Annotated in this window: 16 protein-coding genes; 12 read left to right on the forward strand and 4 right to left on the reverse strand. The window is 61.4% G+C overall.

All coding sequences use genetic code 11. The annotated features are described in order from the left end of the window. The first annotated feature begins 1 nt into the window (after position 1). The 5 genes from PF1751_RS08100 to PF1751_RS08120 are packed head-to-tail and all read left to right on the forward strand — an operon-like array spanning position 2 to position 5271. Positions 2-949 (forward strand): ABC transporter permease, encoded by a 948-nt coding sequence (locus PF1751_RS08100; protein WP_021490955.1) that lies wholly within the window; start codon positions 2-4, stop codon positions 947-949. Beyond that, positions 946-1803 (forward strand): ABC transporter permease, encoded by an 858-nt coding sequence (locus PF1751_RS08105; RefSeq protein ID WP_044286844.1) that lies wholly within the window; start codon positions 946-948, stop codon positions 1801-1803. The genes PF1751_RS08100 and PF1751_RS08105 overlap by 4 nt, the downstream gene beginning before the upstream one ends. Then, positions 1800-2756: an ABC transporter ATP-binding protein gene (locus tag PF1751_RS08110; RefSeq protein WP_044286846.1), complete on the forward strand. Its 957-nt coding sequence runs from the start codon at positions 1800-1802 to the stop codon at positions 2754-2756. Before PF1751_RS08105 ends, PF1751_RS08110 begins: the two co-directional genes overlap by 4 nt. Further along, positions 2753-3724, forward strand: a complete 972-nt coding sequence (locus tag PF1751_RS08115) for an ABC transporter ATP-binding protein (protein WP_042570758.1) — start codon at positions 2753-2755, stop codon at positions 3722-3724. The genes PF1751_RS08110 and PF1751_RS08115 overlap by 4 nt, the downstream gene beginning before the upstream one ends. Before the next feature lie 32 nt (positions 3725-3756). Further along, on the forward strand, positions 3757-5271 hold the full coding sequence (locus tag PF1751_RS08120; protein WP_010211974.1) for an ABC transporter substrate-binding protein: 1515 nt from the start codon (positions 3757-3759) through the stop codon (positions 5269-5271). Positions 5272-5408: 137 nt separating this feature from the next. Here PF1751_RS08120 and PF1751_RS08125 read toward each other — a convergent pair whose 3' ends face one another. The 4 genes from PF1751_RS08125 to PF1751_RS08140 form a co-directional block, all read right to left on the reverse strand. Beyond that, complete coding sequence (locus PF1751_RS08125) at positions 5409-6149, reverse strand: YciK family oxidoreductase (protein ID WP_010211973.1); 741 nt, start codon at positions 6147-6149, stop codon at positions 5409-5411. Between the two features lie 177 nt (positions 6150-6326). After that, a complete protein-coding gene (gene mupP / locus PF1751_RS08130; protein WP_021490951.1) occupies positions 6327-6998 on the reverse strand; it encodes an N-acetylmuramic acid 6-phosphate phosphatase MupP in 672 nt (223 codons plus the stop codon). Positions 6999-7002: 4 nt separating this feature from the next. Further along, on the reverse strand, positions 7003-7701 hold the full coding sequence (ubiG, locus tag PF1751_RS08135) for a bifunctional 2-polyprenyl-6-hydroxyphenol methylase/3-demethylubiquinol 3-O-methyltransferase UbiG (RefSeq protein WP_010211967.1): 699 nt from the start codon (positions 7699-7701) through the stop codon (positions 7003-7005). Positions 7702-7765: 64 nt separating this feature from the next. Further along, positions 7766-9097, reverse strand: a complete 1332-nt coding sequence (locus PF1751_RS08140) for a TRZ/ATZ family hydrolase (protein ID WP_044286847.1) — start codon at positions 9095-9097, stop codon at positions 7766-7768. Between the two features lie 108 nt (positions 9098-9205). Here PF1751_RS08140 and mtnA point away from each other — a divergent pair, with 108 nt between their 5' ends. The 7 genes from mtnA (at position 9206) to cmk (ending at position 19831) form a co-directional block, all read left to right on the forward strand. Further along, a complete protein-coding gene (gene mtnA / locus PF1751_RS08145) occupies positions 9206-10282 on the forward strand; it encodes an S-methyl-5-thioribose-1-phosphate isomerase (protein ID WP_021490949.1) in 1077 nt (358 codons plus the stop codon). Positions 10283-10706: 424 nt separating this feature from the next. Further along, the gene (gyrA, locus tag PF1751_RS08150) at positions 10707-13361 is read left to right on the forward strand and encodes a DNA gyrase subunit A (RefSeq protein WP_010211963.1); all 2655 of its coding nucleotides are present in this window, start codon (positions 10707-10709) and stop codon (positions 13359-13361) included. A 243-nt stretch (positions 13362-13604) separates the two neighbouring features. Continuing rightward, the gene (gene serC, locus PF1751_RS08155) at positions 13605-14690 is read left to right on the forward strand and encodes a 3-phosphoserine/phosphohydroxythreonine transaminase (protein WP_010211962.1); all 1086 of its coding nucleotides are present in this window, start codon (positions 13605-13607) and stop codon (positions 14688-14690) included. Then, the gene (gene pheA / locus PF1751_RS08160; protein ID WP_003172650.1) at positions 14690-15784 is read left to right on the forward strand and encodes a prephenate dehydratase; all 1095 of its coding nucleotides are present in this window, start codon (positions 14690-14692) and stop codon (positions 15782-15784) included. Before serC ends, pheA begins: the two co-directional genes overlap by 1 nt. Positions 15785-15793: 9 nt before the next feature. Next, positions 15794-16906, forward strand: a complete 1113-nt coding sequence (hisC, locus tag PF1751_RS08165; protein ID WP_010211961.1) for a histidinol-phosphate transaminase — start codon at positions 15794-15796, stop codon at positions 16904-16906. 28 nt (positions 16907-16934) lie between these two features. Next, positions 16935-19145, forward strand: a complete 2211-nt coding sequence (locus PF1751_RS08170) for a bifunctional prephenate dehydrogenase/3-phosphoshikimate 1-carboxyvinyltransferase (RefSeq protein WP_038452970.1) — start codon at positions 16935-16937, stop codon at positions 19143-19145. Then, positions 19142-19831, forward strand: coding sequence for a (d)CMP kinase (gene cmk, locus PF1751_RS08175; RefSeq protein ID WP_010211955.1), 690 nt, complete (start codon positions 19142-19144; stop codon positions 19829-19831). Before PF1751_RS08170 ends, cmk begins: the two co-directional genes overlap by 4 nt. The last annotated feature ends 66 nt before the right edge of the window (positions 19832-19897 follow it).

Raw genomic sequence — 19897 nt, forward strand, 5'->3', positions numbered from 1 at the left:
GATGAACCTGGCGCGCTACCGTTTTGTCTTGTACCGGCCGCTGCAATTGCTGCCGGTGCTGTTTGGCATCAGCCTGATCACCTTTGTGCTGGTGCGCTCGATTCCCGGCGACCCGGCGCGTGCTTTGCTGGGTTCGCGCAGCACGCCGGACGCTTTGCTGAAAATCCGCGCCCAGTACGGCCTCGACCAGCCGTTGTGGCTGCAATATTTCTACTTTCTGAAGAACCTGCTCAAGGGCGACCTTGGCCAATCGCTGCTGTACAAGGTCGATGCGCTCAAGCTGATCGTCACGCGTATTGAACCCACCCTGGTACTGGTGCTCGGCAGTGTGGTGCTGGCGCTGCTGATCGCCGTGCCGTTGGCGACCTTCGCCGCACGCAACAAGGGTGGCTGGGCGGATAACCTGATTCGCGTGTTCACCACGGTTGGCCTTGGCATGCCGGCGTTCTGGCTGGGCTTGATGCTGATCCTGTTGCTGAGTGTGCAGTGGGGCCTGTTTCCAGTATCCGGTTACGGCCGGACCTGGTTGGATAAAGCGCATCACATGGTGCTGCCATGCCTGACGATTGCCCTGGCACTGTCGGCGGTGCTGGTGCGCAACTTGCGGGCGAGCATGTTGATGGAACTGCAGGCCGACCACGTGACCGCCGCCCGGGCGCGTGGGTTGTCGGAAGCCGCAGTGTTTCGCCGTCATGTGCTACCCAATTCCCTGGTGCCGGCGGTCAATCTGCTGGCGGTGAACATCGGTTGGCTGATCAGCGGCACGGTGGTGATCGAAAGCCTGTTCGCCATCCCCGGCATCGGCCAATTGTTGGTACGCGGGATCTTCACCCGCGATTACATGGTGGTGCAGGGCGTGGCCATGGTGCTGGCTTGCGCGACGGTGATCGTCAACTTCATCGCTGACGTCGTGACCGTGGCCCTCGACCCGCGAGTGAAGATGCAATGAGCAGTCGTCTGTTGATTGCCCCTTGGCGCTTGCGCCTGCGCTTTGGTTTGCGCAATGGCCGGCTGACGGCTGCGTGGGGTTTGTTGATTCTGCTGGCATGGCTGGTGCTTGCGCTGTTTGCACCGTGGATCGCGCCATATGACCCGATTGCGCAGAACACCGATTTCAGTTTGCTCGGCCCCAGCCTTGCTCATCCATTTGGCACCGATAACTACGGAAGGGACATTCTTTCGAGGGTTATCTGGGGCGCGCGTATAGACCTCCAGTTAGCCATCGTCGGGGTGATCTTCCCGTTCATGATCGGCACCTTCATCGGCGCGGTCTCCGGTTACATCGGCGGGCGTTTCGACAGTGTCTGCATGCGTGTGATCGATGTGATCCTGGCCTTCCCGTTCCTGGTGCTGATGCTGGCGATCATGGCCATTCTCGGCCCAGGCTTGAAGAGCTTCTACATCGCCATGGCCTTGGTGGGCTGGGTGTCCTACGCGCGGCTTATCCGCTCGCAGATCCTGGTGCTCAAGGAAAGCGACTTTGCCCTGGCCGCCAAAAGCCTGGGCTTTGGCCATGGGCGGATTCTGTTCCGGCACCTGCTGCCCAATGCGATGTTCGGCTCCATCGTGTTTTCCATGTCGGACGCGGTGTTGGTGCTGCTCAATGGCGCCGCCGTGAGTTACCTGGGCCTGGGCGTGCAACCGCCGACCGCCGAATGGGGCACGATGGTGGCCGAAGGACAGGCCTTCATCACCACTGCCTGGTGGATCTGCACCTTTCCGGGGCTGGCCATCGTGACCTTGGCCATGGGGTTCAGCCTGCTCGCCGATGGCGTGGCGCAAGTGTTGGGGGATCGCTCATGAGCCTGTTGCAAGTGCGCGACCTCAGTGTGATTGCCAACAACGCAGGGCGTGATGTGACCTTGGTCGATCGCGTGTCTTTCGATTTGGCCGAGGGCGAGATCCTCGGGCTGGTGGGGGAAAGCGGCTCGGGCAAGACCATGGCCTGTCGCGGTTTGATGCGCCTGCTGCCATCGCCCAACCTGCGCGTGCAAGGCGGTGCGGTCCGGCTGGGCGGCCAGGACCTGCTGTCATTGGATGACGCTGGCATGCGGGCGGTGCGTGGCGGTCAGTTGGGCATGATTTTCCAGAACCCCAGCAGCCACCTCGACCCGCTGATGCGCATCGGCGAGCAGATTGCCGAGGGCATCCGCCTGCATCAAGGTGCGTCGAAAAAAGACGCGCGCCTGCAGGCCATCGAGATACTGCGCCAAGTGGGCATCCCCGATCCCCAGGCGCGGGTCGACAACTACCCCCAAGAGTTTTCCGGCGGCATGCGCCAGCGCGCGATGATCGCAGTCGCCTTGGGCTGCAACCCGAAAGTGCTGATCGCTGACGAGCCGACCACGGCGCTGGATGTGACGGTGCAGGCGCAAATCCTGCGGCTGTTGCTGGAACTGCGCGACCAGCGTGGCCTGTCGATCATCATGATTACCCACGACCTTGGCGTGGTTGCGCAAACCTGTGACGCCATCGCCGTGATGTACGCGGGGCGCCTGTGCGAGCACGGCAGCAAATACGATGTGCTGGCGCAACCGCAGCACCCGTACACCGCCGGCTTGATCGACTGCCAACCTGCTCACAGCAGCGGCCACGCTTTGCTGCGCACGATTCCCGGGCAGCCGCCGCTGCTGGACGCCTTGCCTGCCGGCTGCCGGTTCAACCCGCGCTGCCCGCAAGTCGGGGCCTTGTGCACCGAAGTGCTGCCGGAAGGCCAGCGAGTCGCCTGTCATTACCCGTTGGGAGCGCAGCCATGAGCCTGTTGCAGATCAAGGACCTTGAGGTGAAGTTCGCCGCGTCCGGCACCGGCTTGTTCGGCTTGAACAAACAGTGGGTGAGGGCGGTGAACGGTGTATCGCTGAGCTTGGCGGCGGGTGAAACCCTCGGGTTGGTCGGTGAGTCCGGCAGCGGTAAAAGCACCTTGGGCCGCGCCATTTTGCACCTCAACCCGATCAGCGCCGGACAGGTGCTGTTTGATGGCATCGACATGGCCCACGGCAGCGCCATCGACATCACCCGGCTGCGCCATGAAACCGCAATGATCTTCCAGGACCCGTACGCCGCACTGAACCCGCGGCATACCATCGGCGAAACGATTGCCGAAGTACTACGCGTGCAACGCAAGGTTGCGCCGGAGCGGATATCAGATCGCGTCAATGAACTACTCGATCTGGTCGGCCTGCGGCCCGAATTGGCCAGTCGTAAACCCGGCTCACTCAGCGGCGGTCAGTGCCAGCGCGTCGGCATCGCCCGGGCCTTGGCGGTGGAGCCGCGCCTGATCATCGCCGACGAGTGCGTGGCGGCGCTGGACGTGTCGATCCAGGGCCAGATCATCAACCTGTTGCTGGAACTGCAGCAGCGCATGCACCTGGCGATCCTGTTCATCGCCCATGACCTGGCTATCGTGCGTCGCCTGTGCGATCGCGTGGCGGTGATGTACCTGGGCAAGATCGTTGAGGAGGGGCCGGTGGAGTCGGTCTTCACGGCGCCACGCCACCCGTACACGGCGGCGTTGATCCAGGCGATTCCCGAGATCGATCCGCATCGGCCGTTGCCGACAGAGCCCTTGCCGGGTGAACCCCCGAGCCCGCTGAACTTGCCTGCAGGCTGCGCCTTTCACCCACGTTGTCGGCATGCCCGGACCATGTGTTCCGTGGTGTTGCCGCCGACGCATTTCCTGCACGAGCATCGGTACAGTTGCGTGCTTGAAGAACCTTTGCTTTAACCCTCTGCCATTCATTAACAAGGAGTTGTGATATGCAATCGCGCCACTTGAAGTTGCTCGCCGCCGCTACATTGACCGCATGGTCCCTGACTGCCGGCCTGGCGCAAGCCGCCGGTGTACTGACCATCGGCTGCCGTGAGGACAGCACCACGTTCGACCCGATCAAAAGCGCGCAAAACCGCGACACCTGGGTCTTCGCCAACGTCTACGACACCCTGGTGCGCGTCGATAACCTGGGCACCAAGATGGAGCCGGGCCTGGCAGAAAGCTGGGACATTTCCAAGGATGGCCTGACCTACACCTTCAAGCTGCGTGATGCGAAGTTCTCCGACGGTTCGGCGATCACCGCCGATGATGCAGCGTTCAGCCTGCTGCGCATCCGCGACAACAAAGCCTCGCTGTGGGCAGACCCTTTCAACCTGATCAACACGGCCAAGGCGTCAGATCCGAAAACCCTGGTGGTCACCCTGAAGACCCCGGCTGTGGCCTTTCTCTCGCAACTGGCGTCGCCGACGGTGTCGATCCTGTCGGAAAAAGCCATGACCAAGATGGGCGAAGACGCCTACTCGGAAAACCCCGTGACCTCCGGCGCGTTTACCGTGGACGAGTGGCGCAAGGGTGATCGCGTCATCCTGAAAAAGAACCCGAACTTCTGGCAGGCCAAGAACGTGAGCCTGGATGGCGTGGAGTGGGTCTCCGTCACCGACGACAATACGCGCATGCGCATGGTGCAGAACAACGAGCTGGACACGGCGATCTTCGTACCGTTCTCGCGGGTTGAAGAGCTGAAGAAAGACAAGAACGTGGTGATCCATGCCGACCCGTCCACCCGTGAAGATCACCTGCTGATCAACCACGAGCATGGCCTGCTGGCCAAGCCAGAAGTACGTCAGGCACTGGACATGGCCATCGACAAACAATCGCTGGTGAAGACCGCCACTTACGGTCAAGGCACCGTGGCTTATTCCTACATTCCAAAGGGCTCGCTGTACCACTACGCCAACAACCTGCAACGCCCGTACGACCCGACCGCCGCCAAGAAGCTGCTGGAGCAGGCCGGTGCCAAGGACTTGAAGCTCAACTACGTGGTCAATGCCGGCAACGAAGCCGACGAGCAGATTGCGGTGATCATCAAGGATCAATTGGCGAAGGTCGGCGTGACTGCCAACCTGCAAAAGGTCGACCCGACCCAGAGCTGGCAGATGCTGGTGGACGGTGAGTACGATATTTCGGTGATGTACTGGACCAACGACATCCTCGACCCGGACCAGAAGACCACCTTCGTGCTGGGCCACGACACCAACCAGAACTACATGACCCGTTACAAGAACGACAAGGTCAAGGCACTGGTGGCGCAAGCACGCATCGAGGCTGACCCGGTCAAGCGTGAGCAGATGTATGTGGAACTGCAGAAACTGGCGAAACAGGATGTGAACTGGATCGACCTGTACTACAGCCCCTACATCAACATCTCACGCAAGAACGTGAGCAACTTCCTGCAGAACCCGTTGGGGCGCTTCACCCTTGAGGAAGTAGTGAAGAACTAAGAGCCAGAGAACACCGCAATACAAATGTGGGAGGGGGCTTGCCCCCGATAGCGGTGGGTCAATCACAGATACAGTGACTGACACCCTGCAATCGGGGGCAAGCCCCCTCCCACATTTAGTTCCGGTTGTGTCAGTTGTTACTGCGCGTCAAACGCCTGCCCATTGATGCCGGTACTGTCCGGCCCCATCAGGTACAGGTACACCGGCATGATCTCTTCCGGCGCCGGCCTTTCCATCGGGTTTTCCCCCGGATACGCCTGGGCCCGCATGCTGGTGCGAGTGCCGCCGGGGTTGATGCTGTTGGCGCGTACCGCGGCCACATCCTCCAGTTCATCGGCCAGGGTTTGCATCAAGCCTTCGGTGGCAAACTTCGACACACCATAGGCGCCCCAGTAAGCCCGACCCTTGCGCCCGACACTGCTGGAAGTGAACACCACCGACGCATCCTGGGACAACTTGAGCAGCGGCAGCAGCGTGCTGGTCAACATGAACATCGCGTTGACGTTCACGTGCATCACGCGCATGAAATTCTCGCCGGACAATTGCTCGATCGGCGTGCGTGGGCCGATGATCGAGGCGTTGTGCAGCAGGCCGTCGAGGTGGCCGAATTCCTTTTCGATCATCGCGGCCAGTTCATCGTACTGATGGGGCAGGGCGGTCTCCAGGTTGAACGGGATCACCACCGGTTGCGGCTGGCCCGCCGCTTCGATTTCGTCATACACCTGGGCCAGGTTGGCTTCGGTCTTGCCCAGCAACAGCACCGTGGCACCATGGGCGGCATAGGTTTTCGCCGCCGCCGCGCCGATCCCGCGACCGGCACCGGTCACCAGGATCACCCGGCCTTTGAGCAGTTCTGGACGTGCGGAGTAATCAAACATAAATAGCCTCGACAAAATTCAAGGTGATACAGCTCTCAATGTGGAATCCAATTCCTGTGGGAGCTGGCTTGCCTGCGATAGCGGTCTGTAAGCTGGCATATGTGCTGGCTGACACTGCGCTATCGCAGGCAAGCCAGCTCCCACATTGACCTCAGTGTTTGCAGGGGCGGCAAACAATTAGCAGCTGCACAGCGCGTTATCCAATACCTTGCGCAGTTCCAACGGGTGATCCACCACCACATCGGCGCCCCAATGGCGTGGGTTGTCGTCCGGGTGGATGTAGCCGTAGGTGACCGCTGCAGTGCGCGTGCCGGCGTCGCGGCCGGATTCGATATCGCGCAGGTCATCACCCACGAACAGCACGCTGGCCGGGTCCAGGTCGAGCATCTTGCACGCCAGGATCATCGGCTCCGGGTCCGGCTTGCTGTTCTTCACGTGATCCGGGCAGATCAGCAGCGCCGAGCGCTCGGCCAGGCCCAGTTGCTGCATGATCGGCTCGGCAAAGCGCAGTGGCTTGTTGGTCACCACGCCCCAGATCAGCTTGGACTTCTCGATGTCCTCCAGCAGCTCGGCCATGCCGTCGAACAGTTTGCTGTGGACCGCGCAGCCCACAAGGTAGCGTTCGAGGAATTCCTGGCGCAGTTCTTCAAAGCCTGGAGATTCCGGGTCCATCGAGAAGGTCACGGCCACCATCGCCCGCGCACCGCCGGAGATTTCATCGCGGATGTGCTGGGGGTTGATCGGCGCCAGGTCGCGGTCGGCGCGCATGGCCTGGCAGATGGCGATAAAGTCCGGCGCGGTATCCAGCAGGGTACCGTCCATGTCGAAGAGAACCGCTCGCAACTTCACAGGCTCACTCCTCGCGCAGGGTCTGGATCATGTAGTTGACGTCAACGTCGTTGGCCAGCTTGTAGTGCTTGGTCAGCGGGTTGTAGGTGAGGCCGATGATGTCCTTGACGGTCAGCCCGGCCTGGCGGCTCCAGGCACCCAGCTCGGACGGGCGGATGAATTTCTTGAAGTCATGGGTGCCGCGCGGCAGCAGCTTCATGATGTATTCGGCGCCGATGATCGCGAACAGGTAGGCCTTGGGGTTGCGGTTGATGGTGGAGAAGAACACCTGGCCCCCCGGCTTGACCATGCGGAAGCAGGCGCGGATCACCGAGGACGGGTCCGGTACGTGTTCCAGCATTTCCAGGCAGGTAACCACGTCGAACTGCTCGGGCATCTCTTCGGCCAGGGCCTCGGCGGTGATCTGGCGGTATTCCACGTTCACGCCGGATTCCAGCTGGTGCAGCTGGGCCACGGCCAGGGGCGCTTCGCCCATGTCGATGCCCATTACGGTGGCGCCGCGCTGCGCCATGGCCTCGCTGAGAATGCCGCCGCCGCAGCCTACATCCAGCACCTTCTTGCCGGCCAGGTTGACGCGTTCATCAATCCAGTTGACCCGCAGCGGGTTGATGTCGTGCAGGGGCTTGAACTCACTCTCACGGTCCCACCAGCGGTGAGCCAGGGCTTCGAATTTGGCGATTTCGGCGTGGTCGACGTTGCTCATGGTGAATCCTCTAAATCTGATAAATCGGTTTGTCAGTCCTGAACCTCAGGGTTCAAAACCTTCGTTATTCGTGGTGCCTGCTGATGCGCTGGCCCCAGGCGATGGCCGTGGCGGTCAACTGTTGTTCATCCATGCGGGTCAATTGCCGGTCGTCGAGCAATTGCTTGCCGGCGACCCAAAGGTGTTTCACGCAATCGCGTCCGGTGGCATATATAAGCTGTGAGACCGGATCGTAGATCGGTTGTTGCGCCAGCCCGGAAAGATCGAAGGCCACGATATCCGCCGCCTTGCCGACCTCCAGCGAGCCAATTTTGCTTTCCAGGCCCATGGCCCGCGCACCGTTGAGCGTCGCCATGCGCAAGGCGCGATGGGCATCCAGCGCGGTGGCCGAGCCGGCGACGGCCTTGGCCAACAGTGCGGCGGTGCGGGTTTCGCCCAGCAGGTCGAGGTCATTGTTACTGGCAGCGCCATCGGTGCCGATGGCCACGTTCACGCCAGCCTGCCACAGACGCTCCACCGGGCAAAAGCCGCTGGCCAATTTCAGGTTGGATTCCGGACAGTGAACGATGCTGGTGTTGCTTTCTACCAGCAAAGCCAGGTCATCCTCGCTGATTTGGGTCATATGAACGGCCTGGAAGCGCGGCCCCAACAGCCCGAGGCGACCCAGACGCGCCAATGGCCGTTCGCCAGTCTGCTCGACCGCTTGCTGCACTTCAGAGGCGGTTTCGTGAACATGCATGTGGATCGCGGCGTCCAGCTCTTCGGCGATCACCCGGATTTTCTCCAGGTTGTCATCACACACGGTGTAAGGCGCGTGCGGGCCGAAGGTGATCTTGATGCGTGGGTGGTGCTTGAGATCGCCGAACAGCTCGACGCCTTGGCGAATCGCCTCGTCGGGCGTACTGGCGCCGGGGATCGGGAAGTCGAGGATCGGAATTGCGATCTGCGCGCGGATGCCGCTGTTGTGCACGCAGTCACTGGCGACTTTGGGGTAGAAGTACATGTCGGAGAAGCAGGTGATGCCGCCCTTGAGCTGTTCGGCGATGGCCAGGTCGGTGCCATCGCGCACAAAGGCTTCATCGACCCACTTGGCCTCGGCAGGCCAGATGTGTTTTTCCAGCCAGGTCATCAGCGGCAGGTCGTCGGCCATGCCGCGAAACAGGCTCATCGCCGCATGTCCGTGGGCGTTGATCAGGCCGGGGCTGAGCAGCATGCCCGGCAGTTCGCGCACTTCGTTGGCCACCAGCTTGAGCGCTGCCGCCCGTGGCCCGATAAAGGCAATGCGCCCATCGCGAATGCCCAGGCCATGTTCCTTGAGCACCACGCCAGCGGGTTCGACAGGTACCAGCCATGTAGGCAGCAACAATAAGTCGAGCGGGGCGGCAGTGGCGGTCATCGCAGGCTTCTTCCCAGGCAGCTATAAAAGAAGGGCGAAGTATACCCGAGCGTCCTGGCTGGCGGATCGCTATAATCGGCGGCTTTGTTTATGAGTGCGGAGTAAGGGATGCGCGATCGACTGTTGGCAGCGGAGAAAGTGAAGGCCATCGATTGGCGTGATGGCGCGCTGTACCTGCTCGATCAGCGTGCCTTGCCATCCCGGGAAAGCTGGGTGGCTTGCTCTACGGTCGATGATGTGGCGGCGGCCATTCGTTCGATGGTGGTGCGCGGTGCACCGGCCATTGGTATCAGCGCGGCGTATGGCCTGGTGCTGGCGGCGCGTGAGCGGATCGCCGAGGGCGGTGACTGGCAGGCAGCGTGGGAAGAAGACTATGCACTGTTAGCCGATACCCGACCGACCGCGTCGAACCTGTTCTGGGCGTTGAAACGCATGCGTGACCGCCTGGATCGCGTCAAAAAGCACGCCGACCCGCTGGCGGTGCTTGAAGCAGAAGCCATTGCCATCCATGAAAGTGATCGCGAAGCCAATCTCACCATGGCTCAACTGGGGGTCGATTTGATCCGCAAGCACCAGGGCAATGCCCAGGCGATCCTCACCCACGGCAACGCTGGCGCCCTGGCGACCGGCGGTGTGGGTACGGCGCTCGGGGTGATTCGTGCGGCCTATCTGGAAGGCATGGTCGAGCAGGTCTACGTCAATGAAACCCGGCCCTGGCTGCAAGGTTCGCGGCTGACCGCCTGGGAGCTGGCGGGCGAGGGCATCCCTGTGACGGTGAATGCCGATTCCGCTGGCGCGCATATCCTCAAGACCAAAGGCGTGACCTGGGTGATCGTCGGTGCTGATTGCATTGCCGCCAATGGCGACGTGATCAGCAAGATCGGGACGTACCAGTTGGCAGTGTGTGCCATGCACCACGGCGTGCGGTTCATGGTGGTGGCGCCGAGTTCGACCCTGGACATGATGATGGCAACTGGCGATGACGTAGCGCTGGAAGAGCGCGACGCCGGTGAGTTGCTGGAAGTCGCCGGCCAGCGCTTCGCCGCGGATGTCGTCGCCTTCAATCCAGTGTTTGACGTGACCCCGGCCGACCTGATTGACGTGATCGTGACCGAAAAAGGCATCGTCGAACGGCCGGACACCGCCAAGCTGGCCAAGTTGATGTGCCGTAAACGCCTGCATTGAGGGCGTTGGCGCCTGTCCGATTGCATTCGCGAGCAAGCCCGCTCCCACATTTTGAATGTGTTCACCACTCAAATGTGGGCGCGGGCTTGCTCGCGAAGGGGTCTATAAGTCAAGAAAACCTTCGGATCTGCCTTCAAAAAATAGCACGACCCTGCCTCTGAGCCCCTCTCGTCGCCCTCAAGCCTGTCATCCGTCAACTTACTATGCTCCATGCGCATCAGGGGGATAGGTGCGTGGCGGCGATTGTGATAACATCCGGCGGTTTCCAGGGTCGCCCCGAGGGGTGGCCTATAACGTGCAGATCCGTGTCATAACTCGTTGATTTGTCGTAAGTCGTTGTCAGGCACTCTGCCGGCAGCGGCGAGCTTCGTTCGTCCCATATGGATGTGACGAGGTTTCACCCGAAAAAGGAATCAGGCTTCTCATGGGCGAACTGGCCAAAGAAATCCTCCCGGTCAATATCGAAGACGAGCTGAAACAGTCCTACCTCGACTACGCGATGAGCGTAATTGTCGGTCGGGCACTGCCTGATGCGCGCGATGGCTTGAAGCCCGTGCACCGGCGTGTGCTGTTCGCGATGAGCGAGCTGGGTAACGACTGGAACAAGCCGTACAAGAAATCTGCCCGTGTTGTCGGTGACGTGATCGGTAAGTATCACCCTCACGGCGACACTGCGGTGTACGACACCATCGTTCGGATGGCCCAGCCGTTTTCCCTGCGCTACCTGCTGGTAGACGGCCAGGGCAACTTCGGTTCGGTCGACGGCGACAACGCCGCGGCCATGCGATACACCGAAGTGCGCATGACCAAGCTGGCGCATGAGCTGCTGGCCGACCTGCATAAAGAAACCGTGGACTGGGTGCCGAACTACGACGGCACCGAAATGATCCCGGCGGTCATGCCGACCAAGATCCCCAACCTGCTGGTCAACGGTTCCAGCGGTATCGCCGTGGGCATGGCCACCAACATCCCGCCGCACAACCTCGGTGAAGTCATCGACGGTTGCCTGGCCCTCATCGACAACCCGGAGCTGACCGTCGATGAGCTGATGCAATACATCCCCGGCCCGGACTTCCCGACTGCCGCGATCATCAACGGTCGCGCCGGCATCATCGAAGCCTACCGCACCGGTCGCGGCCGCATTTACATGCGCGCCCGCTCGATCATCGAAGACATCGACAAGGTCGGTGGCCGCCAGCAGATCGTTATCACCGAACTGCCGTACCAGCTGAACAAGGCGCGCCTGATCGAGAAGATCGCCGAGCTGGTCAAAGAGAAGAAGCTCGAAGGCATCACCGAACTGCGCGACGAGTCCGACAAAGACGGTATGCGCGTGGTGATCGAGCTGCGTCGTGGCGAAGTGCCTGAGGTGATCCTCAACAACCTCTATGCCCAGACCCAGCTGCAAAGCGTGTTTGGTATCAACGTGGTTGCGCTGATCGACGGCCGCCCGCGCATCCTGAACCTCAAGGACCTGCTGGAAGCCTTCGTGCGTCACCGTCGCGAAGTGGTCACACGCCGCACCGTGTTCGAACTGCGCAAGGCCCGCGAGCGCGGCCACATCCTGGAAGGCCAGGCAGTTGCGCTGTCGAACATCGACCCGGTAATCGCCCTGATCAAGGCCTCGCCAACCCCGTCGGAAGCCAAGGAAGCGTTGATCAGCACGCCTTGGGAATCCAGCGCCGTGGTGGCCATGGTTGAACGTGCCGGCGCCGACTCGTGCCGTCCGGAGACCCTGGACCCGCAATACGGTCTGCGCGAAGGCAAGTACTTCCTGTCGCCGGAACAGGCCCAGGCCATCCTGGAGTTGCGCCTGCACCGCCTGACCGGTCTGGAGCACGAGAAGCTGCTGGCCGAGTACCAGGAGATCCTCAACCAGATCGGCGAGTTGATCCGCATCCTCAGCAGCGCCGTGCGCCTGATGGAAGTGATCCGCGAAGAACTGGAAGTGATCCGCGCCGAATACGGTGACGTGCGCCGTACCGAAATCCTCGATGCGCGCCTCGACCTGACCCTGGGTGACATGATCCCGGAAGAAGAGCGTGTGGTGACCATCTCCCACGGTGGCTACGCCAAGACCCAGCCATTGGCTGCGTACCAGGCCCAGCGTCGTGGTGGTAAAGGTAAATCGGCGACCGGCGTGAAGGATGAGGACTACATTGCTCACCTGTTGGTCGCCAACAGCCACACCACGCTGCTGCTGTTCTCCAGCAAAGGCAAGGTGTACTGGCTGAAAACCTACGAAATCCCGGAAGCGTCCCGTGCTGCCCGTGGTCGCCCACTGGTCAACCTGCTGCCACTGGACAGTGATGAATACATCACCACCATGCTGCCGGTCGAGGAATACACCGAAGGTCACTTCATCTTCATGGCCACCGCCAAAGGCACCGTGAAGAAGACCCCGCTGGAATCCTTCAGCCGTCAGCGCAGCGTGGGCCTGATCGCCCTGGAGCTGGACGAAGGCGACGTGCTGATCTCTGCGGCCATCACCGATGGCGAGCGTGAAGTCATGCTGTTCTCCGACGGCGGCAAGGTCACGCGCTTCAAGGAATCCGACGTTCGCGCCATGGGCCGTACCGCCCGCGGTGTGCGCGGCATGCGCCTGCCAGAAGGGCAGAAGCTGATTTCGATGCTGATCCCGGAAGAAGGCAGCCAGATCCTCACCGCTTCCGAGCGCGGTTATGGCAAACGCACCGCCATCAGCGAGTTCCCGGAGTATAAGCGTGGCGGCCAAGGCGTGATCGCCATGGTCAGCAACGACCGCAATGGCCGTCTGGTCGGCGCGGTCCAGGTGCTCGATGGCGAGGAGATCATGCTGATTTCCGACCAGGGCACCCTGGTACGTACCCGTGTGGCTGAAGTGTCGAGCCTGGGCCGTAATACCCAGGGCGTCACCCTGATCAAGCTGGCCAAGGACGAGAAACTGGTCGGCCTGGAGCGTGTCCAGGAGCCATCGGAAGTCGAAGGCGAAGAGCTGGAAGGCGAGGAATTCGAAGGCGAGGTGATCGCAGCAGGCGATGACAACGTCGACGAGCCAACCCTCGACGCTGCCGCAGACGAAGAAGAACCGCAGGAATAAGCGGACACACAGGGGGCGGATGAAGATTCGCCCCCTTGTTGTTTGTCCCTTGTGAAATAGCACGTCCTTTGGCTGGACGCGGTCAATGTGGGAGCTGGCTTGCCTGCGATGGCAGCGCCGCGGTATCACTGCGCTACCGAGGTGCCCTTATCGCAGGCAAGCCAGCTCCCACAAGGGTTCGCTCCAGAGAAAGGTTGTTGCCGAACATGATTGCAGCCCCACCAAATCAGAGTGAGATTGGATGTGAGCAAGAGAGCCTATAACTTCTGTGCCGGTCCCGCGGCGCTTCCTGAAGCAGTCCTGCAGCGTGCGCAGGGTGAACTCCTCGACTGGCATGGAAAAGGCCTCTCCGTGATGGAAATGAGCCATCGCAGCGATGAGTTCGTGTCCATCGCCACCAAGGCCGAGCAGGATCTGCGTGACTTGCTGGACATCCCATCCAACTACAAAGTGTTGTTCCTGCAGGGCGGCGCCAGCCAGCAGTTCGCCCAGATCCCGCTGAACCTGCTGCCGGAAGACGGCACGGCTGACTATATCGACACGGGTATCTGGGGTCAGAAGGCTATTGAAGAGGCCTCGCGTTACGGTCACGTCAATGTCGCGGGTACCGCCAAGCCGTACGACTACTTCGCCATTCCCGGTCAGAATGAGTGGAAGCTGTCGAAGGACGCGGCCTACGTGCACTACGTCGCGAACGAAACCATCGGCGGCCTGGAGTTTGATTGGGTGCCGGAAGTCGGTGACGTTCCGCTGGTGTGCGACATGTCCTCGGACATTCTCTCGCGCCCTATCGATGTGTCCAAGTACGGCATGATCTACGCCGGCGCCCAGAAGAACATCGGTCCGAGCGGCATCCTGGTCAACATCATCCGTGAGGACCTGTTGGGTCGCGCCCGTTCGCTGTGCCCGACCATGCTCAACTACAAGGTCGCGGCCGATAACGGCTCGATGTACAACACTCCGCCAGCGTTTGCCTGGTACCTCTCCGGCCTGGTGTTCGAATGGCTGAAAGAGCAGGGCGGTGTCGCCGCCATGGGCAAGCTCAACGAAGAGAAGAAGCGCGTCCTGTACGACTTCATCGACGCCAGCGGCCTGTACAGCAACCCGATCAACCTGACTGATCGCTCGTGGATGAACGTGCCGTTCCGCCTGGCTGATGATCGCCTGGACAAGCCGTTCCTGGTCGGTGCCGAAGAGCGTGGCCTGCTGAACCTCAAGGGGCACCGTTCGGTCGGTGGCATGCGCGCCTCCATCTACAATGCCGTCGACATCCACGCGATCAACGCGCTGGTTGAGTACATGGCAGCGTTCGAAAAGGAACACGGCTAATGTCTGAGCAAGAACTCAAGGCCCTGCGCGTGCGCATTGACAGCCTGGACGAGAAAGTCCTGGAGCTGATCAGTGAGCGCGCGCGGTGCGCCCAGGAAGTGGCACGGGTGAAGATGGCCTCCCTGGCCGAAGGCGAAGTGCCGGTGTTCTACCGTCCCGAGCGTGAAGCCCAGGTGCTCAAGCGTGTCATGGAGCGTAATAAGGGCCCACTGGGCAACGAAGAGATGGCGCGGTTGTTCCGCGAAATCATGTCTTCGTGCCTGGCGCTGGAACAACCGCTGAAAGTGGCTTATCTGGGTCCCGAGGGCACTTTCACCCAAGCGGCGGCCATGAAGCACTTCGGTCACGCGGTGATCAGCAAGCCAATGGCGGCGATCGATGAAGTGTTCCGTGAAGTGGCGGCCGGCGCGGTGAATTTTGGCGTGGTGCCGGTGGAAAACTCCACCGAAGGCGCGGTCAACCACACGCTGGACAGCTTCCTCGAACACGACATGGTCATCTGCGGCGAAGTCGAGCTGCGCATCCACCATCACCTGCTGGTGGGCGAGAATACCAAGACCGACAGTATCAGCCGCATCTACTCCCACGCCCAGTCCCTGGCCCAGTGCCGCAAGTGGCTGGACGCGCATTATCCGAATGTCGAGCGGGTAGCTGTCTCCAGCAACGCCGAGGCCGCCAAGCGGGTCAAGGGTGAGTGGAATTCGGCGGCCATCGCCGGTGATATGGCCGCTGGGCTGTACGGCCTGACGCGCCTGGCCGAGAAAATCGAGGACCGCCCGGACAACTCCACGCGCTTCCTGATGATCGGCAGCCAGGAAGTGCCGCCCACTGGCGACGACAAGACCTCGATCATTGTCTCCATGAGCAACAAGCCTGGCGCGCTGCATGAGCTGCTGGTGCCGTTCCATGATAACGGGATTGACCTGACGCGCATCGAGACTCGTCCTTCGCGCAGCGGTAAATGGACTTACGTGTTCTTTATCGACTTCATCGGCCATCACCGCGACCCGCTGGTCAAGGGTGTGCTGGAGAAAATCAGTCAGGAAGCCGTGGCACTCAAGGTGCTGGGCTCTTACCCGAAAGCGGTTTTGTGAGGCTTTAACATGAGTGGTAACTTCCTCACCCTGGCTCAGCCGGGCGTGCAACAACTGTCGCCTTACGTTCCGGGCAAGCCTGTGGATGAGCTGGCGCGTGAGTTGAACCTGGATCCGGCGAACATCGTCAAGCTGGCCAGTAACGAAAACCCGCTGGGCCCGAGCCCGAAGGTGTTGGCGGCGATTCGTGAAGAGTTGGCTGAGCTGACCCGCTATCCCGATGGTAACGGCTTTGCCTTGAAGTCTCTGCTGGCACAAAAGTGCGGTGTCGAGCTGAACCAGGTCACCCTGGGCAATGGCTCCAACGACATTCTTGAGCTGGTTGGTCGTGCGTATCTGGCGCCAGGTTTGAATGCGGTGTTCAGCGAGCATGCGTTTGCGGTCTATCCGATCGTGACCCAGGCGGTGGGCGCTGATGCGAAAGTGGTCCCCGCGAAAGAGTGGGGTCATGACCTGCCGGCCATGCTGGCGGCCATTGATGCCCAGACCCGCGTCGTGTTTATTGCGAACCCTAACAACCCGACCGGCACCTGGTTCGACGCGCAAGCGCTGAGCGACTTCCTGCAAGACGTGCCGGAGCATGTGTTGGTCGTGCTGGACGAGGCATACATCGAGTACGCCAAAGGCAGTGATCTGCCGAACGGCCTGGATTTCCTGGCGGCGTACCCGAACCTGCTGGTTTCGCGCACGTTCTCCAAGGCTTATGGCCTGGCATCGCTGCGAGTCGGCTACGGTTTGTCCACGGCAGTGGTTGCCGACGTGCTGAACCGTGTGCGTCAGCCGTTCAACGTCAACAGCCTCGCGCTGGCTGCAGCCTGTGCGGCGGTGAAGGATGCCGAGTACCTGGAAGAAGGCCGTCGCCTCAACGAAAGCGGCATGCTGCAGTTGCAGGAAGGCTTCCGTGAGTTGGGCCTGGGCTGGATTCCGTCCAAGGGCAACTTCATTTGTGTCGACCTCGGCCAGGTCGCTGCGCCGGTATTCCAGGGCCTGTTGCGCGAAGGCGTCATTGTGCGTCCGACCGCCAACTACGGCATGCCGAACCACCTGCGCATTACCATCGGTCTGCCGGCAGAAAACGCCCGCTTCCTGGAGGCGCTGGCCAAGGTTCTGGCCCGTGGTTGATGTCACTGCATTGAAACCTGCTGTGCCTATGATCGGTCGCCTGGTGGTGATCGGTCTGGGGTTGATCGGCGGCTCCTTCGCCAAAGGCCTGCGTGAAAGTGGGCTGTGTAGCGAAGTGGTTGGTGTGGACCTGGACCCGCAATCGCGCAAGTTGGCGGTTGAGTTGGGGGTGGTGGATCGCTGTGAAGCGGACCTGGCGCTCGCCTGCCAGGGCGCTGATGTGATCCAGTTGGCCGTGCCGATCCTGGCCATGGAGAAATTGCTCGGCGTACTGGCCGGCATGGACTTGGGGCAGGCGATACTGACGGATGTCGGCAGTGCCAAAGGCAATGTGGTGCGCGCGGCGCAACGGGCCTTTGGTGGTATGCCGGCGCGCTTCGTGCCGGGTCATCCGATTGCGGGCTCCGAACAGAGCGGAGTAGAGGCGTCCAATGCGCAGCTGTTCCGTCGCCATAAAGTCATCCTGACGCCGCTGGAACAGACCGATCCGGCTGCACTGGCGGTGGTGGACCGTCTGTGGCGTGAGCTGGGTGCGGATGTCGAGCATATGCAGGTCGAGCGTCACGACGAAGTGTTGGCCGCAACCAGCCATCTGCCGCATTTGCTCGCATTTGGCCTGGTGGACTCGTTGGCCAAGCGCAACGAGAACCTCGATATTTTCCGTTACGCCGCCGGTGGTTTTCGCGACTTCACGCGGATTGCCGGCAGCGACCCGGTGATGTGGCACGACATCTTCCTCGCCAATCGCGAAGCGGTGTTGCGCACCCTGGACACCTTCCGCAGCGACCTCGACGCCTTGCGCGACGCAGTTGATGCCGGAGATGGCCATCAATTATTGGGCGTGTTTACCCGTGCGCGGGTGGCGCGTGAGCATTTCAGCAAGATCCTGGCGCGCCGGGCCTACATGGAAACCGCTGTGACCGCTGATGAGCTGACCTTCCTCGCCGAACCGGGTGGCCGCTTGAGCGGGCGCATTCGGGTGCCGGGCGACAAGTCGATCTCCCATCGGTCGATCATGCTGGGTTCGTTGGCTGAGGGTGTGACTGAGGTCGAAGGTTTCCTTGAGGGCGAAGATGCCCTGGCGACCTTGCAGGCGTTTCGCGACATGGGCGTGGTGATCGAAGGTCCGCACCATGGGCGTGTGACCATTCATGGCGTGGGGCTGCATGGCTTGAAACCGGCGCCGGGGCCGATTTATCTCGGTAACTCCGGTACTTCCATGCGGTTGCTGTCTGGTTTGTTGGCAGCGCAGAGCTTTGACAGTGTGCTGACCGGCGACGCGTCCCTGTCCAAGCGCCCGATGAGTCGCGTGGCCAAGCCTCTGCGGGAAATGGGCGCGGTGATCGAGACGGGGCCGGAAGGGCGTCCGCCGCTGACCATTCGTGGTGGGCAGTCGTTGAAAGGCCTGGCTTACGCGATGCCGATGGCCAGTGCCCAGGTCAAATCCTGCCTGCTGCTGGCCGGGTTGTACGCTGAAGGTAAAACTGTGGTGGCCGAGCCTGCTCCGACCCGTGACCATACTGAACGCATGTTGCGCGGTTTTGGTTATCCGGTGGCGGTGGAGGGGGCGACGGCGTCCGTGGAGTCCGGTCATGCGCTGGCGGCTACCCATATTGAAGTGCCGGGGGATATATCTTCTTCGGCGTTCTTTCTGGTGGCGGCTTCGATTGCCGAGGGTTCTGAGCTGCTGCTGGAGCACGTCGGTGTCAATCCGACGCGTACCGGCGTGATCGATATTCTGCGGCTGATGGGCGCGGATATCACGCTGGAAAACCAGCGTGAGGTAGGTGGCGAGCCCGTCGCAGATCTGCGGGTGCGCGCGGCAGCGTTGAAGGGGATCGAGATTCCCGAAGCGCTGGTGCCGTTGGCGATCGATGAATTTCCGGTGCTCTTCGTCGCGGCGGCCTGTGCCGAGGGGCGAACCGTGTTGCGTGGGGCTCAAGAGCTGCGCGTGAAGGAGTCCGACCGTATCCAGGTCATGGCCGATGGTCTGTTGGCGCTGGGGGTGAAGTGTGAACCCACCGCCGATGGGATTATCATTGACGGTGGCCTGATAGGCGGTGGTGAAGTCCATGCCCATGGTGATCACCGGATTGCCATGGCGTTCAGTGTGGCCTCCCTGCGGGCGGCGACGCCGATTCGTATCCGTGACTGCGCCAATGTTGCTACGTCTTTTCCGAACTTTCTTACACTGTGTGCCCAAGTCGGCATCCGTGTTGCCCAAGAGGCTCAATTGTGAATATCAAAGCACCGGTGATTACCATCGACGGGCCAAGCGGCTCGGGCAAAGGCACGATCGCCGGCATCCTGGCCGAGCGCCTGGGCTGGTGCCTGCTGGATTCCGGCGCGCTGTACCGCCTGCTGGCATTCGCCGCACGCAACCATGGCGTCGACCTGACCAACGAAGAATCCCTGAAGCTGCTGGCAGCGCACCTCGATGTGCAGTTCGTCGGTGCGACGGAAGGTCATCCCCAGCGCATCATCCTCGAAGGAGACGATGTGACGGATGACCTGCGTAACGAACAAGTCGGTTCGTGGGCTTCCCAGGTTGCCGCGCTGCCGGCCGTGCGTGATGCGCTGCTGCAGCGCCAGCGGGCGTTCCAGGAGCCGCCGGGCCTGGTCGCCGATGGCCGTGACATGGGAACCGTGGTGTTTCCCGAGGCACCCTTGAAGATTTTCTTGACCGCCAGCGCCGAGGAGCGGGCTCGCCGCCGCTACTTGCAGTTGAAGGGCAAAGTCGATGGTGTTAGTCTGTCGAGTCTGCTAGATGAGATCCGTGCACGCGATGAGCGTGATACCCAGCGCGCAGTAGCCCCGCTCAAGCCGGCGGCTGATGCCATACAGCTGGATTCCACGGAGCTGTCCATCGAGCAGGTGCTGGAACGCATCTTGAGTGAAATCGCCATTCGCGATATCGCCGGGTGATCAAGAAGGCCGCAGGGGACCAGTCATAGTCCTGCGGTGGCTTCTTTTAACTGAAACTGACCCACA

This window comes from Pseudomonas simiae (genome assembly GCF_000934565.1).
Taxonomy (GTDB): Bacteria; Pseudomonadota; Gammaproteobacteria; order Pseudomonadales; family Pseudomonadaceae; genus Aquipseudomonas; species Aquipseudomonas simiae.

Coding starts and splice junctions, on each gene's coding strand:
- PF1751_RS08110 (WP_044286846.1), top strand. CDS start 1,800: ATGAGCCTGTTGCAAGTGCGCGACCTCAGTGTGATTGCCAACAACGCA.
- PF1751_RS08115 (WP_042570758.1), top strand. CDS start 2,753: ATGAGCCTGTTGCAGATCAAGGACCTTGAGGTGAAGTTCGCCGCGTCC.
- PF1751_RS08140 (WP_044286847.1), bottom strand. CDS start 9,097: ATGACCGCCACTGCCGCCCCGCTCGACTTATTGTTGCTGCCTACATGG.
- PF1751_RS08105 (WP_044286844.1), top strand. CDS start 946: ATGAGCAGTCGTCTGTTGATTGCCCCTTGGCGCTTGCGCCTGCGCTTT.
- PF1751_RS08100 (WP_021490955.1), top strand. CDS start 2: ATGAACCTGGCGCGCTACCGTTTTGTCTTGTACCGGCCGCTGCAATTG.
- gyrA (WP_010211963.1), top strand. CDS start 10,707: ATGGGCGAACTGGCCAAAGAAATCCTCCCGGTCAATATCGAAGACGAG.
- ubiG (WP_010211967.1), bottom strand. CDS start 7,701: ATGAGCAACGTCGACCACGCCGAAATCGCCAAATTCGAAGCCCTGGCT.
- mtnA (WP_021490949.1), top strand. CDS start 9,206: ATGCGCGATCGACTGTTGGCAGCGGAGAAAGTGAAGGCCATCGATTGG.
- pheA (WP_003172650.1), top strand. CDS start 14,690: ATGTCTGAGCAAGAACTCAAGGCCCTGCGCGTGCGCATTGACAGCCTG.
- PF1751_RS08120 (WP_010211974.1), top strand. CDS start 3,757: ATGCAATCGCGCCACTTGAAGTTGCTCGCCGCCGCTACATTGACCGCA.
- hisC (WP_010211961.1), top strand. CDS start 15,794: ATGAGTGGTAACTTCCTCACCCTGGCTCAGCCGGGCGTGCAACAACTG.
- PF1751_RS08125 (WP_010211973.1), bottom strand. CDS start 6,149: ATGTTTGATTACTCCGCACGTCCAGAACTGCTCAAAGGCCGGGTGATC.
- PF1751_RS08170 (WP_038452970.1), top strand. CDS start 16,935: ATGATCGGTCGCCTGGTGGTGATCGGTCTGGGGTTGATCGGCGGCTCC.